Source organism: Raoultella sp. (assembly GCF_039594335.1).
Lineage (GTDB): Bacteria > Pseudomonadota > Gammaproteobacteria > Enterobacterales > Enterobacteriaceae > Klebsiella.
The window spans coordinates 1-21,667 of sequence record NZ_JBCNNS010000076.1 but is presented as its reverse complement, the minus strand read 5'-3'; the positions used below and the strand labels follow the sequence as shown (position 1 = coordinate 21,667).

The following is a 21,667-nucleotide window of genomic DNA, read 5'->3' as shown; positions in this document are numbered from 1 at the left end:
CTCACCGCCATATTTAAGAAAGAGCCCGTACGCAAGTACGGGCTTTTTTTTCGCCTATTGCGCACGCCGTGGGGGGACGAAAACCCCCGACCGGGGGTCGACAACGGGCGCAGCCCGTTGGACAGATAACGAGCCTGCGAGGAATCTGCCCGACAGGGCGAGCAAAGCGAGTCAATCCCCCCCTCACCGCCATATTTAAGAAAGAGCCCGTACGCAAGTACGGGCTCTTTTTTCGCCTATTGCACACGCCGTGGGGGGACGAGAACCCCCGACCGGGGGTCGACAACGGGCGCAGCCCGTTGGACAGATGACGAGTCTGTATGGCTGGTGTTACCCGGGAGAAGGGAACGAAGCTCTCCGAGAGCTCTCAGGACTAAAAGCCAGAAATACCTCGAGGAAAAGCTGCTGGTCACCTTAAGTGACCAGCATTCCTCTTACCCGTTGGCTTTTTACGTCTGAAATGAGGTCCTCACCGAAGTGTCAATGCCGCTGTTTATGATTCCGTCAGGTCTCTTCAATGAAAAAAAAGTGTCTGCGCGACTATAAACGCTCGCTATGAATCTCCTCAATTCACCCTCTCTTATACCCCTCCCCCGTTACCACTTACTGTGTCAGAAATTGACATTGACGGAGAGCCAGTAACTTCTTCCCGGCACGACATACCCACTGGTCGACTGAGATGACGTAAAGTAATCACCTGCTGTTGTGGTTGTACGCCCAACAGTGAAAACGTGCGTTTTGGTAAAGTCTTTATCAAACAGATTATTCACGGCACCGTTCAGCGTGACGTCTTTAGATATTTTAAACGCACCGCCAAGGTTAAAGACCGTATAGGATTTAAAGTTATCCCCCAGATTGTCATAAACCACTTTATTGGCTGCGCTGAGGTTATCGTAATTCTGGGTAAAGCGTGCCGTTTTACCCCGATATTCGGCTTTCAGCCAGGTAGTGAATTGCTCATTAACATTCCAGTTAAGACGAGCATTCGCCATATGTTTGGGTGTGTTGGTAAGGCGGGCGCCCTTATTATTACCATCCTTCTGCTCACTGTCAGTAAACGTATAATTCATGTTCAGCGACCAGTCTTCGGACCACAGAGGAAGGGTTGTCGCCAGTTCAACACCTTGTGTGATTGCTTTACCAACGTTCGTATAAGTACTTGTTGTATCGTCAATCGTTTCGCTACTGATTTTATTTTTGAAGCGGTTATGGAAGAGAGTAATGTTTGTGCTGAACCCCGTATAGTTTTCGTAATAAACGCCTAATTCTGTGTTGACACTCTCTTCAGGTTTCAGATCAGGGTTACCAATCGTCGTGATCAACCCCTGTCCGGTAACGCCGCTGATACCATCATGTAACTGGGAAAGCGATGGTGTTTTATAGCCTGTACTGACGCCGCCTTTGATGGTGATATCTTCATGCGCATCCCACACCAGATAGGCCCGGGGGCTGACATGTCCACCAAACGTATCCTGGTATTCATAACGGGCACCATAAGTTAAGGACAGGGGGTCAAACAGACGCCACTCATCTTCACCAAACAAGGCCCATGAGTCCTGTTTAAACTCGTCGCCACCATTAGCAAGGACGACGCCATCTTTCATTCGCGCATTCCAGTACTGCCCTCCGACAGTTGCCAGATGGTGCTCCCCTAGTGGCGCAACGAGTTTTGAATCCAATATAGTGTTGGTGTTTTCAAGAAGGCGTTTCTCACCTGCCAGTCCTGAACCCGCAGGGACAGAAGCAGTTGTTATCAGACGTCCTTTATTTTCGGTTTTATTCCATGAAAGGCTGGAGTTCAGCGTTCCGAAACTAAGCTGGTTATCACTACCCAGCGTTAATTTCCTGCGTTGATAACGTAAAGTATCCTCATAACCTCCTGACGCACCCAGCGTTCCCAACTGACTGTTGTTGTTATCATATTTCTGGTTTGCTGTTTCAGCATCAAGCCAAAGCGAATTCCGGTCATTCAACTTCCAGAGCAGTTTACTGCCAAGTGTGTAGTTATCGGATTTAACGGGATTAGGTCCACGGTTACTCAGTTCCGTCCCGGTAGATGAGGATTCGACATGAGAAGCATCACGGCGAAATATATTGCCACGGACAGATAACCCCAGCGTATCTTCAATCAACGCCCCACTGGAATACAAAGAGAACTTTGAACTGTCTCCGTAATTGGTATCTTCCTGAAAAGTATGTTCCAGGGTTGCATTACTGCTCCATTCGCTGGCGATTTTTTTGGTAATAATATTGACGACACCACCAATCGCATCAGACCCATAGAGTGTGGACATCGGACCGCGAATAACTTCTATTCGTTCGATAGCTGACAGCGGAGGCATAAAGCTGGTGTTCATCGCACCAAAGCCATTCGGTGTCACATCAGAGGTTCCGTTCTGGCGGATCCCGTCGATGAGGATTAAGGTGTAGCTGCTGGACATTCCACGAATACTGATATCCAGCCCGCCTGTTTTCCCGGTCGTACTGTTGACATCCACGCCTTCAACATCGCTAAGCGCGGAAGCAAGGTCGGTATAGTTACGACGACTGAGTTCCTCCTGACTGATGACAGAAATACTAGCAGCGGCTTCACGTAATTTCTGTTCGTAACCGGATGCAGTCACGACCATCACCTCATCATTTTCTGCCGCAAATGAGCCTGTAGAAACGGCGGTAGCCAGCAAAGGAAAGACCACTTTTTTAAACATATTGACTCCATTCATTTTTGTAACGTAAGTACAACTTTTGTTATATCCTGCAACTTAATAAATGAGACTGTAAATGATAATCAAAAGCATTTACAATCTATTACAATTGATATGCCTGAAATTAATGCAGGATTTCAGCGTTAACTTACCAGGCGGAGTGTCCCTTAGAGCGGCTCTGATTAGTGAAATGTGGCGCGGAAAATGTCGGCACGTACACAGCGCCGCTCTGATTGGCATCGGTACCAGGCTGAGATCTGCGCTACTGATGGACGGGAAAATCATCCGGGGAGTCAATAATGCGGCGGGTGAAATCGGTTATATGCTGTTTGAACGTAATCATCTTAACCAGAACTGGAAAAATAAAGGTTGCTTTGAAAGTTAATGTTCCGGTTTCGGGCTTAAGGAAAGGATGGTGGCGCTTAGCGGCAACGCCATGAATGCCAGAGAGAGATTAGCCGCAGGAGTCGCAGGTGAAACCCTATCTGTGATGCTGCTTGAGAAATTGGCGGATTATCTCACCTCGGCATTCTCCACATGCGGCCATCGCCAACCTTGAGAAGGTCATTCTCACCGGCTGCCTATCCCATTCGGCGGCGCGTTTGCAGGATGGCTGATTGGTCAGGTTTCCCAGAGGTATGGTGTCTCGTTGGGTTTCAATCTGATTATTGCCTTTGTCGCAGTGTTTTTTGTGCTGACGTTATTTATTCGTGAAGAACAGGGGAAAGCCTGAAGGCGACAATCCGGGCATCACGCCGGGTGAAAATCGCGTACGTCTGCCCGTAAAGGGTGATTAAAAACATTCGGGCGCACCGCATTGCGTACGCCCGAATGCCAGAGCATCATTCCAATGCTCATTGCCGTGGGGGTTATTTCTAATCCAGGCCTCAGATTTTCCCTAACGTTGCGCCAGATGGGCTTCGTCTCCAGCCTTTGCGCTTCATTTCTGCTTTAAACCATGTTGCGGAATATTGTTCCACGGCACTGGTGCAACGTTCGCGATGAGGTATCGAAACCATGAATAATAGGGGTTTCTGAACCTATGCATCATGCCAGGGACATGAACTTCCGGTCAGAGTCCGTATCGGCTTGCCTGCCATAAGACAGTCCAGTATCACAAACCGTGCCGATCCCGGCACAACAGGGTGCTGGGCGAAACACCGAAGGCTTTACGGAAGGCGTGGCTAAAATGAGAGAAATCGGAGAAACCGAAATCCAGCGCCGCCTGCGACACGCTATTCACCTTTCCGCGTTCAATGGCCTCGCGACTCGCCCGCAGTCTCTCCTGCCAGATCACCGCCATCGGCGTTTTCTTGTGCCGGGCGAAAGCGCGTGTCACGGTGCGAACGGAGACGTAGTGCGCCCGTGCCAGGCTCTCGATATTCAAATCTGGATCGACAAGATGCCGCCGAACGTAATTCATCATGCGGGCATACAGATCGCGCTCAGCACCAACGTTATTCAGATCCTGCAACTCCAGACTCAGCACCAGCAGATCCAGCAACGTCTGGGAGAAACGGCCGGAGATATCCGGGTTGTCCAGACAGTCGGGCATCGCTGCCGCCTGACGCAGCATTTCGCGCAGCGGGATCACGCCGGGACGGCGGTCATCGAGCACCACCGCGGTGAGGTGTTCGATCCCAGGTAAACGACCACTCAGCAAATGGCGGGGAATCCGCACCAGATGATTATCGTGCCCGCCAAGACTGAAACGGAATGTCTGGGCAGCATCGTAGAGCACCAGACTGTCCGCCGCCAGCGCCGCCTTGCGTCCGCCCTGCTCAAGCTGACCGTACCCACCCTGCATATAGCCCAACCACAGATCGTCGTCGGGCCCCTGACGCAGATAACGGGCCGTGCGATCCCAGCAGTGCAGCGGCGCGGAGAGCGAACAGATATCCACCATGCCCACCCCGCGTACCGCAAGCCGTGCATCGAAGTCGACCCCTGCCAGAGGTGCGCTGGCGGCCGGAATACAGTGACGTAACACGACGTCGTTCCAATACTCGAAGCGGCGCGACTCGGCAACGCCAACGGTCGAATAGTGGAGGCTGCCCGCAGACTGCATGCTATTCATAATCATTCACCTCGCGCCGGGAATTCCGCAAAAACGACAGAAACGTTTTCGCAGGCAGCAACTATCGTGCCAACGGGCTAATGCGCGATCCCTCTGTCACGCAGATCTGCGCTAAGTTACCGGGAAATATCGCTGAAAATCCGTGATGCCCCCTTCTCTGCTGGCACGTAAGGCGTCGAACAGAGGTACGGCAAGGCGTGAAACCGCACCCTAAACGTGCGGCGCCTGCACTATGGCGGACCATCACGCTACGGGCATTGCCAGCCCGCATCCGAATGTCCCTTCCAGCCAAACGACTGTCCTTCTCAAGCAAGTACGGCGCAAATTCCTCCCTAGTATCAGTAAGCGTAAGGTCTTCCGGCCACACCGTGCTCCGGACATAACACGACATCAGACAAGAGGGGGGAACGTTATGACTTTCAGCAACGCTACGTTTCGCATCAGCCTGGCCGCCTGCGCACTCTGGCTGGCAACTGGCCCGGCCCATGCGGTCGATCTCAATTCGCAGGACCTCATTCCCGCCCCCGCCGGCACCGATGCCGTTCTGGGATATTTCACCTACGCTACGCGAGACAGCTTCTCCCCGACCGGGGGCGGTGAACTTAAGCAAGATACCGGGCTCGACTCCTTCGTCAGCATCTTTCGTTACGTTCACTACATGGACATCGGCGGCTTTATGGTCGCGCCACAGGTGCTGCTGCCCTACGGACGCCTCTACAACGGCTCACTGAACGGCGTCCGACTTGATTCAGCCAGCGGCCTGGGCGATCCCATCCTTGCCGCGCCGGTCTGGCTGGTGAACAACCCCAGCACCACCTTCGCCATCGTGCCTTACCTGTACCTCCCCGCCGGTTCCTACGACGCCGGACGCACGCTTAACGTCGGTGAAAATCGCTGGAAGTTCGACCTGCAGCTCGGCGGCGTGCAGCAGTTGGGTAACGGTTTCGCCACCCAACTGTCCACAGACGTGATGTGGTATGGCGTCAACGACGACGCCTCGGGCATCGGCACCGGTCAACTCAAGCAGGACAACACCTATCAGTTTCAGGGCTGGCTGAGCTGGACGCCGCCCGCCGATAAGAGCTGGACCCTGGCCGCCGGTTATTCCCAATACTGGGGCGGCAAGCAGCGGCTTGACGGTATCGAGAATGGACAGGCGACGCGCGTCGATCAGGTGCGGCTGGAATTATCGAAATTCGTTACCCCCACAATACAAGTACAGGGTCTTCTCCAGCGCGACCTCAACGTCGACGGCGGTTTTAAGGAAGATCTGCACACCACCCTGCGCGTGATGAAACTGTTCTGATGCGAATCGGCACAGAGACATCCCCAGACCAACGACTCACCTGCAACGGAGAAATCCATCATGACCGATCAGCAACAAAAACCCACCCTCTATGAACGTCTCGGTGGTTATGACGCCGTTTACGCCTTCGCTGGCGAAGTGTTGAAGACCTGTATGAAGCATCCCGATATCGGCCATATCTGGGCGCACGTATCCGAATCGTCGTTCCAGAAAGAGCACATCAACTTTGTCGACTTTCTTTGCAAACACTGGGGCGGCAACACCGTCTATCGGGGACGAGATATGGTGACCGCGCACCGCGGAATGGGTCTGACCGAAGTGCACTGGAAAGCCGTATTCGAGTCTATTGACGAATGCTACGAGAACTTCAACGTAGCGCAGGATATCCGTGAAGAGGTCACCGCATTCCTGACCCAGTTCAAACCCGCCGTCATCGGCAGCCCCTCGTACCGGGATGTGGTGCTCGCGCACCCTGATATGGACGTGACCAAGGGGATGAAAAGCGTCGGCATCCACTGGCCGAAAGCAGATAAATCGTCTTAATCCAGGACGGACACCCGCGCAACAGACGGGTGTCCATTTCAGCCAAACGACTGACCCGCACAACCATGTTGTGATGACGTTTCGGGCTTATGTTGAAGACAGGTTGCATTGGCAAACACCATATAAAGAGAACCCCATGGCTATTGAACGTCCTACCATTGAACAACTGCAAGAACTCGCCAGTCGACTGCACATACGACTGACGCCCGCACAAGCCGAAGAGTATCTGGCGCTGATGCAGGCCAACTTCGACGCCTACGATCTCATCGACGCGCTGCCCGACGAGATCCCCGCGGTGCGCTACCCACGCGCCGCCGGCTACCGCCCTGACGGCGAAGAAAATCCGCTCAATGCCTGGTATTACAAAACCGAGGTGACAGGGGCGGCGACCGGCAAACTGGCCGGTCGCACCGTGGTGCTCAAGGACAACATCGCGCTGGCTGGAGTACCGATGATGAACGGAGCCTCGACGCTGGAAGGCTTCGTGCCCACCTACGACGCCACCGTTACCACCCGACTGCTGGATGCCGGAGCGACCATTCTCGGCAAGGCCACCTGCGAGCACTTCTGCCTGTCCGGGGGCAGCCACACCTCCGATCCCGCGCCAGTACACAACCCGCTGCGCCGCGGCTACTCTGCCGGCGGCTCATCTTCTGGCAGCGCCGCTTTGGTCGCTTCCGGAGAAGTCGATTTAGCCATGGGCGGCGATCAAGGGGGTTCGGCGCGTATTCCAGCCGCATGGTGTGGCCTCTATGGCCTGAAACCGACCCACGGTCTGGTGCCTTATACCGGCATCATGCCGATCGAAGCCACTTTCGACCATACCGGACCGATGACCCGCAGCGTGAAAGACAATGCCTTGGTACTTGAGGCCATTGCTGGCGCGGACGGGTTGGACCCGCGCCAGTATGCCCCCAAAGTGGAAGCCTATACCGAGGCGCTGGGCAAGGGAGTACGCGGGTTAAAGATCGGCATAATGACCGAAGGTTTCCAGTTGCCGAACCTGGATGCGCGAGTCGCCGAGAAAGTTCGCGCTGCCGTCGCCCGTCTGCAGGGACTGGGCGCTACGGTCGGCGAGATTTCTGTACCAGAGCATAGTCTGGCGGGTGCCCTCTGGTCCCCTATCGGCTGCGAGGGACTGACCGCTCAGATGATGCACGGCAACGGTATGGGCTTTAACTGGAAAGGACAGTATGACGTGGCGCTGGTGGACAAGCACGCACAGTGGCGTGACGATGCCGACGCGCTTTCCCCGTCGCTGAAGATATGCATGTTCGTCGGCCAGTACGGGCTGGAGCGCTACCATGGCCGCTACTACGCCAAGGCACAGAATATCGCGCGTCGCGCGCGTGCGGGCTATGACCGGGCGCTGGAGGACTTCGACCTGCTGGTGATGCCCACTGTACCGCTTGTCGCTCAACCATTGCCGGAACCTGGCTGCTCCATTACCGAGTACATCTCCCGGGCATTCGAGATGATCGGCAATACCGCACCGCAGGACATTACCGGCCATCCGGCAATGACTATCCCCTGTGGGCTGGTCGACGGCTTACCGGTAGGAATGATGCTGGTGGGACGCCACTTCGCCGAAAGCACCATTTATCAGGCCGCCGCCACCTTCGAAGCCTCCGGCGACTGGCGGATGTTTTAACCCTTAACAATCGGGAACCATAAAATGAGCCATAAACACGACCACGACCATACCGAACCACCGGCGGACATCGAGTTACGCGTCCGGGCGCTGGAATCCCTGCTACAGGAGAAAGGACTGATTGACCCGGCAGCACTGGATGAGCTGATTGACACTTATGAGCACAAGGTCGGCCCCCGTAACGGCGCGCAGGTGGTCGCCAAAGCGTGGAGTGATCCGGAGTATAAACGTCGGCTGCTGGAAGACGCCACGGCCGCCATCGCCGAGCTGGGTTTCTCCGGCGTGCAGGGTGAAGACATGCTGGTGGTGGAGAACACGCCGGACGTACACAACGTGACCGTCTGTACATTATGTTCCTGTTACCCCTGGCCCGTGCTGGGTCTGCCGCCGGTGTGGTACAAATCGGCCCCCTATCGCTCGCGCATCGTTATCGACCCGCGCGGCGTTCTGGCCGAATTCGGGTTAAACATTCCGGAAAGTAAAGAGGTTCGCGTCTGGGACAGCAGCGCGGAACTGCGCTATCTGGTCCTGCCAGAACGTCCGGCGGGTACCGACGGCTGGAGCGAAGCGCAGCTGATAGAACTGGTCACCCGCGATTCCATGATCGGCACCGGCCTGGTCGCCGCGCCATAATAAGAGGAGAAAACCATGAACGGGATACATGATCTGGGCGGTATGCACGGCCTCGGCCCGATCCTCAACGAGGAAAATGAGCCGTATTTCCATCATGAGTGGGAGCGCCGGGTATTTCCGCTGTTCGCCTCGCTGTTCGTCGGCGGTCATTTCAACGTGGATGAATTCCGCCACGCCATTGAACGCATGGATCCGGCCCACTACCTGGAGGCGAGCTACTACGAGCACTGGTTGCACGCATTTGAAACGCTGCTGCTGGAAAAAGGGGTGATCACGGTTGATGAACTCTGGGGCGGCTCGACACCTGCCCCCTGCGCACCGGGCACGCCGGTACTAACGCAGGACATAGTAGCGATGGTTGTCAGTACCGGCGCCTCCGCGCGCGTCAGTCATGATGTTGCGCCCCGCTTTAAGGCCGGAGACCTGGTTCGAGCAAAAAACATCAACCCAACTACCCACACCCGCCTGCCGCGCTACGTGCGCGGTAAAATCGGCCGTATTGAGACCGATCACGGCGTGTTCATCACGCCGGACACCGCGGCGCACGGTCTGGGCGAACATCCTCAACACGTCTACAGCGTAAGCTTCACCGCGCTGGAACTGTGGGGCACGCCGCGCCCGGACAAAGTTTACATCGATCTGTGGGACGACTATCTGGAGGAAGCATGAGCACTGCGACGCAGCATGATTACGCCGCCGTCGGGTTACCCCGCGACGAGGAGGGGCCGGTCTTTGATAAGCCCTGGCAGGCGAAAGCCTTCTCCCTGATCGTCCATCTGCACCGGGCGGGGCTATTCCCGTGGGCGGAATGGGTACGGACGTTCAGCGAAACGATCAAGGCAGCCCCGGCGCAGCCCGGAGAAAGCGTGAACGATGCCTACTATCGCCAATGGGCGACAGCGATGGAGAACATGATCACGGCCCTCAACCTGACCGCGCCGGATGACATTGTCCGGCGAACTCAGGAATGGCGACTGGCGTATATCAACACGCCTCATGGTCAGCCGATCGTCCTGGCCAATGCCAGCTGCCCACCAACGCATAACCACCACCCGCTTCCACTGGGCGTTCCGGTCACGGTTAGCCCGGCACAATCTTCCATCAGCAACATCGACAACGGAGTCACATCATGAGCGATATCACCCTTACCAACACCACCACAGCCACTCCGATACCGGTCGCGGCGCTGTTGCCCTGGGCACTGTTCACCACCCTGCTGGCGCTGTTAGCGATCTATTTCGTCGGTGCGGAACAAGGTGCAACGTCGATGTTTTCCGGCACCCAGGTGCATGAATTCTTCCACGACGCACGCCATCTGCTGGGTTTTCCCTGCCACTGAGGAGGCGGAAATGATTGGGAAACTATTATTCAAGGGGATGATAGCAGGCATTCTGGCGGGACTGGTGGCGTTTGCCTTTGCGCACCATTTCGGCGAGCCGCAGGTCGATCGCGCTATCGGGATTGAAGAAAGTCTGGCCGCTCATTCGCACCAACACAGCGCGTCGGCGGACAGCGGTGATGAAGAGGTGTTTAGCCGTCAAACCCAGTCCGGGGTCGGTCTGCTGGCAGGCATGGCGCTGTTTGGCGCCGCGCTGGGCGGCGGTCTGGCGCTGGCATGGGCCTTCAGTTACCAGCGCGTCGGACCGTCTAATCCTCGCGCGCTGGCGCTGTGTCTGGCGCTGGGCGGTTTTCTGGTGCTGAGCCTGATACCGGGACTGAAATATCCGCCCAACCCACCGGCCGTCGGCAACCCGGACACCATCGGCTATCGCACCGGGCTGTACTTCATCATGATACTGCTTTCGGTCGGCATCGTCACGTCAGCCGCGTGGGTAGCGCACCGGCTTAGCCCTCGCATCGGCAACGGAAATGCGATGATGTGGGCGACGCTGTTCGGCGTCATGCTTCTGCTGGCGGTCTGCGCTCTGATGCCAACGGTGAACGAAGTGCCCGACCACTTCCCGGCCGATTTGTTATGGCGCTTCCGAATGAGCTCCTTCGGCACGCATCTGGTGTTATGGGGCATTATCGGAGTGGCGTTCGGCGCATTAGCCGAACACGCCCCGGCGGCGCGCGGACAGCGCCCTGCCTTCCGGCGCGGTTAACGTTATGGGCGCCTCGCTAACGCTGATTTGTCAGGGAGAAACGGCGGCGGGCAGAGGTTCGCGTTTTCCCGACGATGAACCTCTGGAGGTGCGGGAATGGCAACGGGCGCGTCGGCTACAAAGCGTGGTCGCCCGTTACCATACCGTCTGGAGCGCCCCGGAAGCGGCGGCCAGGCAGACCGCATCGGTGCTCTGTTTACCGATCGCCCTGGCGGCAGAACTGGCACAACCCGATTACGGGAGCTGGGCCGGGCGACCGCTACGGGAGGTCATGACGCAAGAGGCCGATAATTTTCGCGCCTGGCTGACGGGCGCACCGCCCCCAGGCGGAGAATCGCGCGCTCAGCTGTTGGCGCGCTGTGGCAACTGGCTGACTAAACACGTCAATATTCAAGGCCGCCACTGTGCGGTAGCCTCTGCCGCGGCAATCCGCGCCATGATTGTCGACGTCCTCGGCGCACCACCTCAGTCATTTGAGCGCATCGATATCCACCCGCTCAGTCTCACCGAACTGCACAGCGATGGGCGACGCTGGCATTTCTGTGTGCCGGGGATCGAGGTGACTGACGAATAGACTACGCCGAAACGAAAAAGGACTCACAGGCTTCTGCACCAGATCCACTCTGGCAGAGATCTGGATGCCGGCCCGTCACAAGATGGAACTGTGTTGAACATATCCTGGCCGGGTCAGGGACTCTGTTTACCCTTAGTCCCCGGCCCGTTAATGATGGACAGAAATCTCCACGTTATCCTTTTTTAACGTATTCAGAATGTGTTCCGAAGGTAATCTGTCCGTAACAATGCGATCGATAGCCTGCCAGGTCGCATAATTGGAGGGAAACGCCATGTCGAATTTTGAGTGGTCCGCAACAATCATACTTTTGTTTGCGCGCTGAATCATGGTGTTATAAATCATACCGCAATCAATCAGGGCTTCGCTGGGCCCTTCAGCCGTCACGCCGCTGGCACCGAGAATGGCATAATCTACAGAATACTGATGCAGGAAATTTAGCGTTTGTGCCCCCGCCATCGCCCCCTCGGAAGCGATGTAGTCCCCCGGCGCGACGATAACCCTGATCGTAGGATTCATTGACAGCACGGTCGCAACGCCGAAAGAGTGGGTGATGACAGTGATATCGCGTAAATCCGTGGCCATACGCCGGGCCACGTGTACTGTCGTCGCCCCCGATCCAATCATAAACATTTTTCCAGCACTAAGGTGCCGCAGCGCTTCCCGGGCAATGTGTTCACGCTCCTCGGTAAACAACCGATGACGCTCTGTAACGGACGGCTCTGTACTTAATGCCCGCACGGCACCGCCATAGGTTCGGTTGAGCAATCCCTTCTGGGTGAGTTCATCCAGATCGCGCCGGATTGTTTCAGTAGAAACCTGATGAGAACGCGCTAAATCGACGATGCGAAGACTTGGAAACTCGCTGATTTCACTTAGTATTTTTTGCTGGCGTAATGTTTTCCTGTTTGACATTGACTGCCATCTCTCCTGAAAAAATGCCCTGATGTCCAGTAACTCTGGCGCGGCAGGAGCAACACAAGGCAAAATGCTGATTGTTGTCCCCTGCCCGCGGTTTTTAATTCTGTTGGTACCGGTTCATAACAGCAGCTAATTTATTAATAAAAAAGTCAGCATTGCTGGCGCTGAAACAAAGCGGCGGTCGGATCTTCAGGCAGTTACCATACGCCCCGGCTGCGCCAATCAAAATACCTTCGTCTTTCAGCGCATTAATGACCCATCTCGCCAGAGCCGCATCCGGTTCCCGGGTACCCGGCAAGCTGAATTCCACCGCATTGAACAAGCCTGCGCCACGCACATCGCTAATCACAGAGTATTGATCAGCAAGGCCGCGAAGTTCGGCTCTGAGATATTGGCCGCAGTGTTCAGCATTGGCAAGCAACTCCTCTTCCCGAATAACCTCCATGACCGCCAGGCCGACCGCCGCCGCCACCGGGTTACCGCCAAAGGTGTTAAAATACTCCGTTTCCTGGCTGAACTGGTCGAGCAGCTCTGGCCGTGTGATAACGGCGGCCATCGGGAAACCATTCCCCATGGGTTTACCCAGCGTCACAATATCCGGTACCAATTCATGTCGCTGGAAACCCCAGTAATGGGTGCCGGTGCGACCGAAGCCAGGCTGGACCTCGTCGGCAATGAACACACCGCCACTCGCCCTGACGCGTTCAACCGCCAGGCTCAAAAAACCGGGCGGATCGGCGTAGATACCGTCGCTTGAAAAAATGGTGTCTACCAGTAACGCCGCACAGCCAAAGCCTTCTGCTGCCAGCGAGTCGATCGCCGATTGCACCGCGCCAGCAAATACTTCCGCGATCTGCTGACCAGGCTGCAGGGCGCCAGCATCAGGTGCCGGGACGATACGGACATAGGGCGGCAAATGTTGTCGTTTATGTCCTGATGGCGAAACCTCCATCACCGCTGATGTGTTGCCGTGATAGGCGCTCTCAGTGACAATAATCCCCTGCTTTCCCGTCACCATTCTGGCCATACGCAGGGCAATATCGTTGCTTTCACTGCCTGTACAGGTAAAAACCACATTAGTCAGCGGTGCGGGAAAAGTCGCCAACAGCGTTTCAGAATAACTTTCCAGCACCGGGAACAAATATCGGGTGTTGGTATTGAGTAACCCTGCCTGCCTGGACATTGCTTCGACCACTCGCGGATGACAATGGCCGACACCAGGCACATTGTTATACATATCGAGATAACGGTTTCCTGCCGCGTCATTCATCCATACGCCGCGCGCACTGACCATTTCTATCGGCCGCTGGTAAAACAAAACCGAAGAAGCGCCCTGAGTGCCCTCGCGACGAGCAATCTGGCTAGCCAGTTCGCTATCCAACGTAACACTATCGTTTTTTTCAAAGCGATTCATGCCAAGAATTTGTTTTTTTTCTTTCATAGCAGGCTCCCTTGCTCAATATTTCGTGTTGCGTGCGCGGCATGCGCGCGAAGATAATCCCGGGCCAACGCCACGGTACCTGTGGGATAAGTCGCGGCCAGTTGCTGAGCGGTGGGCGTTTCTGCGTGACTGGCGAGCCACGCGCAGAGCTGAAGCCGGCGCAGCATGACCAGCACCGGTATCATCGCTTCATCCTGATGACTGAACGGACGAACCGTGCGATAGCCCTCCAGCCACGCCGCCTGATAACTCCCCAATAGCGGGTCATCTTCAATAAAGCTCACTGCCGTAGCAAAATCCCAGCCAAACCAACAAATGCCACAGTCATCAAAATCAATAACCGTCATTTTGTCACCATCGACCAGCAGGTTAGCCAGCCGCATATCGCAGTGAACCAGCCCGAAACGGTCGGGTGAGCAACCATATTCGTCAAGCTGCGCTTTAAGCAATTTCTCCGTTTGTTCCAGGAGAGAGATGTCGTCCGGTGTAAGCTGGCGCTGACTCCGCCAGTCGCCCCAGAGCGCCTGCTTACCGATGATAGTGTCAAACGTCCACATTTTGCGGGTAAACCCTGGCGGCCGCTGCCAGCCAAGGCTATGCAGATGCAAACGACCAGCAATTTGCCCCAACTGGCGGTACCAGTCCGTCAAGTCGCAGGAACTGTCCGGTTCAGAGCCTGCAACAAACTCAAATGCGACGACACAGGTGACAGAGTCCTCATTTTCGAGCTGGACCACCCGCTCCCCATTCACCAGAGGAACGGGAGCCGCAACATTGATAGTTGCGCTGTTTTTCAGAGAAAGCAGCCAATCCAGTTCGGAGATAATTTCATCATGGTGGCAATAATTTGGACGATGAACACGCAGAACCAGCCGTCGTTTAGTGAGGGGATCGGTGACCAGAAACGTGGCGTTCTCAGAAAACGTGAGCAGAGACAGTTCTGATTTTTCACTCACCCCCCAACGGGGTAATGCCGCGCGTAACAGACCGCTTATGTTCTCTATATAGGTATCGTGATAAAGCATTGCAATAACCCCAAATGACATGAGTACAACATTTTTATGTTGCCCATCACTTTTTTGCAAGAACAAAGATAAAAATATTTATCCAGAGCAAACAAGACACCAATAATAATAATTTAATTCATATAGTTAAATTAATTCCCAACCCAAAAAACCGCCACCGCCCTGCGATGGAGCACCTTTACTCATCAGGAAGTCACCTGCGGTGTTTAAGAGAATTAAAAATAAAAAATATTAATAAATATCAATAATTTATTTTTATAAGATTGCACCAAAATCGCTCACCATAAAAGGGCGTTTTATTTAGCCAGAAACACAACAAAATAATGTTGATCATTAAACATTTCCATGATTATTCTTTGTCGCAATAGAGGATCGCTTCCGGACCTCAACTTAGCGGATTGACAAACAATCGATGTACTGAACTTTCACGGCAGAATTCCCTGCCTGGCGTCAGCGAGGAAAAATAGATGTTCCAGGATATACAAGGTAAGAACGTACTGATCACCGGTGGCAGTAGCGGTATTGGGTTGGGGCTCGCACTGAATTTTGCCCGTCATGGCGCCAACGTGGCTGTCACCGCCCGAAATGCCGCCAGGCTGGAAGCCGCTATTGCCGGGGCCAGCGCACAAGGACTGACAATAAATGGCTACGTCTGCGACGTCAGCAGCGCTCAACAGGTGAAAGAGACCGTTGCACTTTACGCGGAACAATATGGTGGTCTGAGCGTGTTGTGCTGCAACGCAGGTATTTTCCCTTCCGCCACACTGAGCGATATGACGGAAAGTGAATGGGATGACGTGCATGCGGTGAACAGCAAAGGCACATTCCTGTGCGTACAGGCGGCCATCCCATGGCTGAAACAAGCCGGTCATGGACGAATTATCCTTACCTCTTCCATCACCGGCCCTGTCACGGGCTATCCAGGCTGGGCGCACTATGCCTCGAGCAAGGCATCGCAACTGGGTTTCATGCGTACAGCCGCACTGGAACTGGCCAGAGACAATATCACCGTCAATGCCATTCTTCCGGGCAACATTATCACCGAAGGGCTGGCGGAAATGGGCGACGACTACGTTGCCACAATGGCGAAATCTGTCCCGCTGAAACGCCTCGGCAACGTTGACGATATTGCTGCCGCCGCGCTGTTCTTTGCCTCTCAGGCAGCCGGCTATATCACCGGGCAAACACTCATTGTGGATGGTGGCCAGATCCTTCCCGAATCCTCTTCCAGCCTTTCATAACGGAGCGGTAATAACATGACTCATCACATCATGACTCATCCTGCCGGAGATAAAACCGGCGCCTCGACAGTCCAGCGGCTGCGGCCAAACGCCGTAGGATTAACTGGCGTACTCTTTATGACGGTAGCGACCGCCGCACCGATTACCGCGATGCTGGGAAATGTGCCTATCGCGGTAGGTAGCGGTAACGGGCAGTATGCGCCGGCAGGATTCCTGGTGGCAACCATCATCCTGGCGCTGTTTGCCATTGGCTATGCGCAGATGGCGAAATACATTACGGCCACCGGCGCATTTTATGGCTTCATTTCACATGGCCTGGGACGCATCATCGGTATGGCTGCCGGTGTTGCGGTCACACTGACCTATATCGTGTTTGAAGCCGCGCTGGTTGGCATTTTCGCCTTCTTCTGCGAGGACTTAATCCATGGGCTATCGGGTATCCATATCCACTGGATTGTCTTTGCATTGGGTATGCTGATTGCCAATGGGGTGCTCAGTTATTTTGATATTTCACTGACGTCGAAAGTGTTGGGCTGCTGCCTGGTGCTGGAGATTATTATTCTTACCGTGGTCGCCGGCGCAGTACTGGTGCATGGTGGCGGGCCGCAGGGCTTTGTCCCTGACTCGATCAACCCGTTAAATGCCTTTACGCCGGCACAGGGTGTACCGGGTGCGAATGCGGGTATTGGCCTGTTCTTCGCCTTTTGGTCGTGGGTGGGATTTGAATCCTCGGCGATGTATGGCGAGGAGTCGAGAAACCCCAAGAAAATTATTCCGCTGGCCACATTACTGGGCGTAATTGGCATCGGACTTTTCTATGTGTTCATCTCCTGGATGGCCATTGCCGGAACCGGGCCAGAAAAGGCTATCGCACTGGCGCAAGACCCCAACAAGGCCGCAGAAATCTTCTATGGCCCGGCACGCCAGTATCTTGGCGAATGGGCGGTTGCGGTATTCAAAATTCTGGTGATCACGGGTTCCTTCGCATGCGGGATGGCATTCCACAACTGCGCCGCACGCTATATCTATGCGCTGGGCCGGGAAAACCTCTTCCCGCTATCTGGCAAAACTCTGGGGCTGACTCATCCGAAACACGGTTCCCCCCACGTAGCCTCAACGGTTCAGAGCCTGATTGCCTGCACGATCGTTGTTCTTTTCCTCCTGGCAGGAAAAGACCCTTACGCGGATATTTACACACTTCTGGCTATCCTCGGCACAATGGGGATCATGATTGTTCAGGCACTGTGCGCCTTTGCCGTCATCTTCTATTTCCATGCAAATGCGGAAAATCGCAAAAACAGCCACTGGTTTAAAACGTTCCTCGCACCGTTAATGGGCGGGATAGGCATGATGTACGTCGTCTATCTGCTTTTTGCCAATATGGATTTCGCGGCTGGTCCGGCAGCGAATACATTATTCTATAAAGCCATACCGTGGATCGTATTATCCAGTTTTGTTATTGGTGCGGCTATAGCTACCTGGTTCAAGTTTTTTGATAATAATAAATTCCAGGTTATTGGCCGCATTGTACTGGATGAAGAAAAACAGGGAGCTGAATGATGCTGGATAAAGAAAATATAGTTCTTCTTGATGCACATCAGCTTTCTCATTTAATTAAAAGTAAAGAAATATCCTGCCATGAAGTCATGGAAATATTTCTCGACCATATTGAATCTTTTAATCCTCGCGTCAATGCTATCATCAGCATGCGGGATAAAAACACGCTATTAAAAGAGGCTCATGAAAAGGATATCGCATTAGAACATGGGGAGTATCAGGGATGGCTGCATGGTATTCCCTTTGCAGTTAAAGATCTGGCGTTAACTCAGGGTATTACGACTACGCGAGGTTCAGCCATTTTTGCTAATGATGTCCCCGGCAAGGACTCAATCATTGTAGAACGTATTAAACAAGCCGGCGCCATTATCATCGGCAAAACCAACACCCCTGAATTTGGACTTGGTTCACAGACCTATAATTCAGTGTTCGGTAGCACCGGCAATGCGTATAACCATCAGCTCACTGCCGGGGGCAGCAGCGGCGGCGCTGCCTCTGCCCTGGCGCTGTATCTGGTTCCGGTGGCGGATGGCAGCGATATGATGGGTTCTTTACGTAACCCGGCAGCCTTCAATAACATTATTGGCTTTCGCCCATCCCAGGGACGTGTTCCGTTCGCTGAAAGTAACGAACTGTTCATTAACCAGATGGCTTATGAAGGACCAATGGGACGCTGCGTTAAAGACGTGGCGCTGCTGCTGGGCACGCAGGCGGGACGGGATCATCAGGCTCCCCTTTCACTCGCCAGCGATACCGAACAATTCAGCCAGTCGCTGGATATGGACTGTACTCACCTGCGCATCGGCTGGCTCGGGGATTTAGGGGGGCATCTGCCTTTTGAAGAAGGCATCCTGCCATTGTGCGAGAAAGCATTAGATATATTTTCAGCGATCGGCTGTGAAATTAACAGCGCGGCCATAGATATCGATTTTGAAGCGGTCTGGAATGCGTGGCGTACGCTCAGGCATATTTCCGTCGCCCACGGCCTTGAACCTTTTTATTCTCTCCCTGAGAAACGGAAATTACTTAAGCCTGAAGCCATCTGGGAAATTGAAAACGGTTTAGGATTAAGCGCCATGCAACTTATGCAGGCGTCAACGGTAAGAACCCAGTTGTACAAGAAGCTTATTACGCTTTTTGAAAAAGTTGACTACCTGATATTACCCAGCGCGCAGGTCTTCCCCTTCGACAGAAATAGTCACTGGCCTGAAACCATTTCAGGAACGGCAATGGATACTTACCACCGCTGGATGGAGGTGACGATATTAGGCAGCCTCTCTGGCTGTCCCGTGGCTAATGTCCCGGCCGGATTTAATCCATCAGGATTACCAACGGGCATTCAGATAATTGGCAAACCCATGAGTGATATGGCGGTTCTCCGACTGGCTCATGCTTATGAAAAAGCCACGCAATGGACCGCGAAAAACAAACCGGCCGCTATCACTGAAAGCAACTTAACGCACTCTTTACTATAATTTATTTACCAGAGGTGGATAAAAATGAGCAGCCATAAAAAAATTATCGCGGGTACTATTGGTAATATACTCGAATGGTATGACTTCCTGATTTATGGTTTTTTCGCTGCCATCATCGCCAGGCAGTTTTTTCCGGCCCACGATGAATACAGCTCACTGCTGATCTCATTAGCCACATTTGGGGTAGGCTTTTTCACCCGGCCGATAGGGGGACTGGTCATTGGTGTCTATGCGGATAAATACGGCCGAAAGAAAGCCCTGCAACTGATTATCTGGCTGATGTTTATTGCGGTGACAATTTTCGTGGTAACACCGTCCTATCATCAGATTGGTATTACCGCCCCCATATTGATTGTTATCGCGCGTCTTATTCAGGGTTTTGCCACCGGCGGGGAGTATGCCAGCTCTACTTCATATCTGGTGGAAGGTTCGGACGATAGCAAGAAAACGTTTTATGGATCCTGGCAGCTATTTGGTCAGTGTCTGGCGGTGGTGCTGGCCTCCGTTATCTCCATGATTATCTTCAGGGTCTTTAATGATAGTCTCGAAAGCTGGGGCTGGAGAATGGCTTTCGCAATCGGCCTTGTTATCTGCCCGGTCGGGTTATGGATAAGAAATAATCTCTCTGAATCTGACGAGTTTATTCATCAACAGGCCGAGAAAAAACAGACCGCTATGAAAAAAGCGCTGGATTTCAGAAAAATAATCCTTGGATTCTGTCTGGTGGTGAGCGGCACAGTCGGCTTCTATATTTTATTGATTAATATGCCATCTTTTGCCAGTAAACAATTGGGCCTACCGGTAACCAGTGTGCTGACAGTCCAGATATTCATCGTTAGCCTGATGGCCGTGATCATTCCGCTGTTCGGGATTCTGGCAGATAAAATAGGGCGCAAACTTGTCTTCCTCACCGCCACCATTGGCTATTTTGTTATGGTATTGCCGTTGTTTACTTGGGTGATTCATGCACCAGAAATTAGTCATATACTTGTTATGCAATTGGTTCTTGGTCTGTGCCTCGCGGCGCAGTTTGCCACAATGCCTACCATGCTGACATTGTGGTTCCCGGTGGAGATCAGGGTGACTTCTTTATCCATTAGCTATAATCTGGCGACCATGACATTCGGCGGTTTCTCACCGTTTATTGTTGCCTGGTTGTCGCATAACTGGGGATCTCCTGCACCTGCATATTATATGTTTACCGTTTCGGCGATAACCCTTGCTGCGGCAATCTGCTTCCCGCGTGAGGCAAGAAAGACAGAGGCTGTGGTGACGAAAGTACGGGTACAATGATGATGACGGTTTGCGTGCGGAATTCTTGTTCCGCACACTCATTTAATAAAGGCAGCAGCGTAATCATCGATCCAGCGGCAACACTCAGTATGTCGGTAAAATATTGCGCCGTTCGTTGGTGACGATGGCGTCAAGAGTATCGAACGCGATCCGGGAGAGTTCAACGGTCGGCATGAAGAGTTCATGGCGGCCAGGGGCTGTCTATTTAGGGGATAAAGAATGCCGGCGGCAGGCAGAACCCGCTCGTCGGCAGTAATATGGGTTTCCGCGTTCTACCGATCCTTTCACCACTTTCACCTGTGTACGACTTTCCATCGGCTCCAGCGTATCTTCGTGGTCGTTGATACTTCCAGAGCACCGACAGCAAGAGGGTACAGAAGCTGATCTTAGTTCATCGGGTTCAGACAGGCGCTGCCCCGCTGGACGGGGCCGCAGTGGCGGAAATGTAGGCTCAATCTTCGCGGCATATCCGTTGCCGACAGAAAACGACAGCAAAGCTCAGGAAGTGGCGAAGAATAGCGAACAGCTTGATTCTCAGGGTTAAAACGGCAGCGCTGACAACTTCCGACGAGAGAAGTGTTCATTGCTTGACCGAACGGTAAAGAAAGAAGAAATACTGCTTGACCGTTTTCGCGCAACTCCCTATAGTAGCGCCCCGTTGCCCACCCGAGGTGAGCAACGCAACAATATGGTGAGGTGTCCGAGTGGCTGAAGGAGCACGCCTGGAAAGTGTGTATACGGCAACGTATCGGGGGTTCGAATCCCCCCCTCACCGCCATATTTAAGAAAGAGCTCGTACGCAAGTACGGGCTTTTTTTTCGCCTATTGCACACGCCATGGGGGGACGAAAACCCCCGACCGAGGGTCGACAACGGGCGCAGCCCGTTGGACAGATGACGAGCCTGCGAGGAATCTGCCCGACAGGGCGAGCGAAGCGAGTCAATCCCCCCCTCACCGCCATATTCGAGATGAGAGCCTGTACGCAAGTACGGGCTTTTTTTCGCCTATTGCACACGCCATGGGGGGACGAAAACCCCCGACCGGGGGTCGACAACGGGCGCAGCCCGTTGGACAGATGACGAGCCTGCGAGGAATCTGCCCGACAGGGCGAGCGAAGCGAGTC

19 protein-coding genes and 1 tRNA gene are annotated in these 21,667 nt (G+C 54.0%); 15 read left to right on the top strand and 5 right to left on the bottom strand.

What is annotated here, in order from left to right; genetic code table 11:
• Nucleotides 1-611: 611 nt before the first annotated feature.
• Complete coding sequence (locus ACZAHD_RS14320; protein ID WP_462457369.1) at nucleotides 612-2,708, bottom strand: TonB-dependent receptor; 2,097 nt, start codon at nucleotides 2,706-2,708, stop codon at nucleotides 612-614.
• Between the two features lie 73 nt (nucleotides 2,709-2,781).
• Between ACZAHD_RS14320 and ACZAHD_RS14315 the strand changes: the two genes are divergently transcribed.
• Nucleotides 2,782-3,090, top strand: a complete 309-nt coding sequence (locus tag ACZAHD_RS14315; protein ID WP_462457368.1) for an ROK family protein — start codon at nucleotides 2,782-2,784, stop codon at nucleotides 3,088-3,090.
• Between the two features lie 729 nt (nucleotides 3,091-3,819).
• On the opposite strand, the gene ACZAHD_RS14310 is transcribed toward ACZAHD_RS14315, so the two are convergent.
• Nucleotides 3,820-4,782: an AraC family transcriptional regulator gene (locus tag ACZAHD_RS14310; protein ID WP_462457367.1), complete on the bottom strand. Its 963-nt coding sequence runs from the start codon at nucleotides 4,780-4,782 to the stop codon at nucleotides 3,820-3,822.
• A gap of 412 nt (nucleotides 4,783-5,194) precedes the next feature.
• On the opposite strand from ACZAHD_RS14310, the gene ACZAHD_RS14305 reads away from it, so the two are divergent.
• From ACZAHD_RS14305 to ACZAHD_RS14265, 9 genes are all read left to right on the top strand, one after another.
• Nucleotides 5,195-6,088 (top strand): transporter, encoded by an 894-nt coding sequence (locus ACZAHD_RS14305; protein ID WP_462457366.1) that lies wholly within the window; start codon nucleotides 5,195-5,197, stop codon nucleotides 6,086-6,088.
• Between the two features lie 60 nt (nucleotides 6,089-6,148).
• Entirely contained in the window at nucleotides 6,149-6,631 is a 483-nt protein-coding gene (locus ACZAHD_RS14300; protein WP_462457365.1) for a group I truncated hemoglobin, read from the top strand.
• Between the two features lie 136 nt (nucleotides 6,632-6,767).
• Nucleotides 6,768-8,282 (top strand): amidase, encoded by a 1,515-nt coding sequence (locus tag ACZAHD_RS14295; RefSeq protein ID WP_462457364.1) that lies wholly within the window; start codon nucleotides 6,768-6,770, stop codon nucleotides 8,280-8,282.
• Nucleotides 8,283-8,306: 24 nt separating this feature from the next.
• Entirely contained in the window at nucleotides 8,307-8,915 is a 609-nt protein-coding gene (gene nthA / locus ACZAHD_RS14290; protein ID WP_462457363.1) for a nitrile hydratase subunit alpha, read from the top strand.
• Nucleotides 8,916-8,930: 15 nt separating this feature from the next.
• On the top strand, nucleotides 8,931-9,584 hold the full coding sequence (nthB, locus tag ACZAHD_RS14285; protein ID WP_462457362.1) for a nitrile hydratase subunit beta: 654 nt from the start codon (nucleotides 8,931-8,933) through the stop codon (nucleotides 9,582-9,584).
• A complete protein-coding gene (locus ACZAHD_RS14280; protein ID WP_462457361.1) occupies nucleotides 9,581-10,048 on the top strand; it encodes a nitrile hydratase accessory protein in 468 nt (155 codons plus the stop codon). The genes nthB and ACZAHD_RS14280 overlap by 4 nt, the downstream gene beginning before the upstream one ends.
• The gene (locus ACZAHD_RS14275) at nucleotides 10,045-10,254 is read left to right on the top strand and encodes a CbtB domain-containing protein (RefSeq protein ID WP_462457360.1); all 210 of its coding nucleotides are present in this window, start codon (nucleotides 10,045-10,047) and stop codon (nucleotides 10,252-10,254) included. The genes ACZAHD_RS14280 and ACZAHD_RS14275 overlap by 4 nt, the downstream gene beginning before the upstream one ends.
• Nucleotides 10,255-10,264: 10 nt before the next feature.
• Nucleotides 10,265-11,020: a CbtA family protein gene (locus tag ACZAHD_RS14270; protein WP_462457359.1), complete on the top strand. Its 756-nt coding sequence runs from the start codon at nucleotides 10,265-10,267 to the stop codon at nucleotides 11,018-11,020.
• Between the two features lie 4 nt (nucleotides 11,021-11,024).
• The gene (locus ACZAHD_RS14265) at nucleotides 11,025-11,594 is read left to right on the top strand and encodes a histidine phosphatase family protein (RefSeq protein WP_462457358.1); all 570 of its coding nucleotides are present in this window, start codon (nucleotides 11,025-11,027) and stop codon (nucleotides 11,592-11,594) included.
• A 147-nt stretch (nucleotides 11,595-11,741) separates the two neighbouring features.
• Here the strand turns inward: ACZAHD_RS14265 and ACZAHD_RS14260 are convergent, their stop codons facing one another.
• From ACZAHD_RS14260 to ACZAHD_RS14250, 3 genes are all read right to left on the bottom strand, one after another.
• Nucleotides 11,742-12,506, bottom strand: a complete 765-nt coding sequence (locus ACZAHD_RS14260; RefSeq protein WP_462457357.1) for a DeoR/GlpR family DNA-binding transcription regulator — start codon at nucleotides 12,504-12,506, stop codon at nucleotides 11,742-11,744.
• 103 nt (nucleotides 12,507-12,609) lie between these two features.
• Nucleotides 12,610-13,953 carry an aspartate aminotransferase family protein gene (locus tag ACZAHD_RS14255; protein ID WP_462457356.1) on the bottom strand — a complete coding sequence of 448 codons (1,344 nt, stop codon included), beginning with the start codon at nucleotides 13,951-13,953 and terminating at the stop codon, nucleotides 12,610-12,612.
• Entirely contained in the window at nucleotides 13,950-14,999 is a 1,050-nt protein-coding gene (locus tag ACZAHD_RS14250; protein ID WP_462457355.1) for a phosphotransferase enzyme family protein, read from the bottom strand. Before ACZAHD_RS14250 ends, ACZAHD_RS14255 begins: the two co-directional genes overlap by 4 nt.
• Nucleotides 15,000-15,445: 446 nt before the next feature.
• On the opposite strand from ACZAHD_RS14250, the gene fabG reads away from it, so the two are divergent.
• From fabG to ACZAHD_RS14225, 5 genes are all read left to right on the top strand, one after another.
• Nucleotides 15,446-16,219: a 3-oxoacyl-ACP reductase FabG gene (fabG, locus tag ACZAHD_RS14245; protein ID WP_462457354.1), complete on the top strand. Its 774-nt coding sequence runs from the start codon at nucleotides 15,446-15,448 to the stop codon at nucleotides 16,217-16,219.
• A 15-nt stretch (nucleotides 16,220-16,234) separates the two neighbouring features.
• The gene (locus ACZAHD_RS14240) at nucleotides 16,235-17,779 is read left to right on the top strand and encodes an APC family permease (protein ID WP_462457353.1); all 1,545 of its coding nucleotides are present in this window, start codon (nucleotides 16,235-16,237) and stop codon (nucleotides 17,777-17,779) included.
• A complete protein-coding gene (locus tag ACZAHD_RS14235; RefSeq protein ID WP_462457352.1) occupies nucleotides 17,776-19,251 on the top strand; it encodes an amidase in 1,476 nt (491 codons plus the stop codon). The genes ACZAHD_RS14240 and ACZAHD_RS14235 overlap by 4 nt, the downstream gene beginning before the upstream one ends.
• A gap of 24 nt (nucleotides 19,252-19,275) precedes the next feature.
• Entirely contained in the window at nucleotides 19,276-20,544 is a 1,269-nt protein-coding gene (locus tag ACZAHD_RS14230; RefSeq protein WP_462457351.1) for an MFS transporter, read from the top strand.
• A gap of 690 nt (nucleotides 20,545-21,234) precedes the next feature.
• A tRNA-Ser gene (locus ACZAHD_RS14225) sits at nucleotides 21,235-21,322 on the top strand.
• Nucleotides 21,323-21,667 lie beyond the last annotated feature (345 nt).

Bases quoted from the DNA above. Each gene is read 5' to 3' on its own strand.
- ACZAHD_RS14315 (WP_462457368.1), top strand. From the start codon at position 2,782: ATGATAATCAAAAGCATTTACAATCTATTACAATTGATATGCCTGAAA.
- ACZAHD_RS14235 (WP_462457352.1), top strand. From the start codon at position 17,776: ATGATGCTGGATAAAGAAAATATAGTTCTTCTTGATGCACATCAGCTT.
- ACZAHD_RS14280 (WP_462457361.1), top strand. From the start codon at position 9,581: ATGAGCACTGCGACGCAGCATGATTACGCCGCCGTCGGGTTACCCCGC.
- ACZAHD_RS14310 (WP_462457367.1), bottom strand. From the start codon at position 4,782: ATGAATAGCATGCAGTCTGCGGGCAGCCTCCACTATTCGACCGTTGGC.
- nthA (WP_462457363.1), top strand. From the start codon at position 8,307: ATGAGCCATAAACACGACCACGACCATACCGAACCACCGGCGGACATC.
- ACZAHD_RS14260 (WP_462457357.1), bottom strand. From the start codon at position 12,506: ATGTCAAACAGGAAAACATTACGCCAGCAAAAAATACTAAGTGAAATC.
- ACZAHD_RS14275 (WP_462457360.1), top strand. From the start codon at position 10,045: ATGAGCGATATCACCCTTACCAACACCACCACAGCCACTCCGATACCG.
- ACZAHD_RS14300 (WP_462457365.1), top strand. From the start codon at position 6,149: ATGACCGATCAGCAACAAAAACCCACCCTCTATGAACGTCTCGGTGGT.
- ACZAHD_RS14295 (WP_462457364.1), top strand. From the start codon at position 6,768: ATGGCTATTGAACGTCCTACCATTGAACAACTGCAAGAACTCGCCAGT.
- ACZAHD_RS14320 (WP_462457369.1), bottom strand. From the start codon at position 2,708: ATGTTTAAAAAAGTGGTCTTTCCTTTGCTGGCTACCGCCGTTTCTACA.
- ACZAHD_RS14250 (WP_462457355.1), bottom strand. From the start codon at position 14,999: ATGTCATTTGGGGTTATTGCAATGCTTTATCACGATACCTATATAGAG.
- ACZAHD_RS14265 (WP_462457358.1), top strand. From the start codon at position 11,025: ATGGGCGCCTCGCTAACGCTGATTTGTCAGGGAGAAACGGCGGCGGGC.
- ACZAHD_RS14270 (WP_462457359.1), top strand. From the start codon at position 10,265: ATGATTGGGAAACTATTATTCAAGGGGATGATAGCAGGCATTCTGGCG.
- ACZAHD_RS14255 (WP_462457356.1), bottom strand. From the start codon at position 13,953: ATGAAAGAAAAAAAACAAATTCTTGGCATGAATCGCTTTGAAAAAAAC.
- fabG (WP_462457354.1), top strand. From the start codon at position 15,446: ATGTTCCAGGATATACAAGGTAAGAACGTACTGATCACCGGTGGCAGT.
- nthB (WP_462457362.1), top strand. From the start codon at position 8,931: ATGAACGGGATACATGATCTGGGCGGTATGCACGGCCTCGGCCCGATC.
- ACZAHD_RS14305 (WP_462457366.1), top strand. From the start codon at position 5,195: ATGACTTTCAGCAACGCTACGTTTCGCATCAGCCTGGCCGCCTGCGCA.
- ACZAHD_RS14240 (WP_462457353.1), top strand. From the start codon at position 16,235: ATGACTCATCACATCATGACTCATCCTGCCGGAGATAAAACCGGCGCC.
- ACZAHD_RS14230 (WP_462457351.1), top strand. From the start codon at position 19,276: ATGAGCAGCCATAAAAAAATTATCGCGGGTACTATTGGTAATATACTC.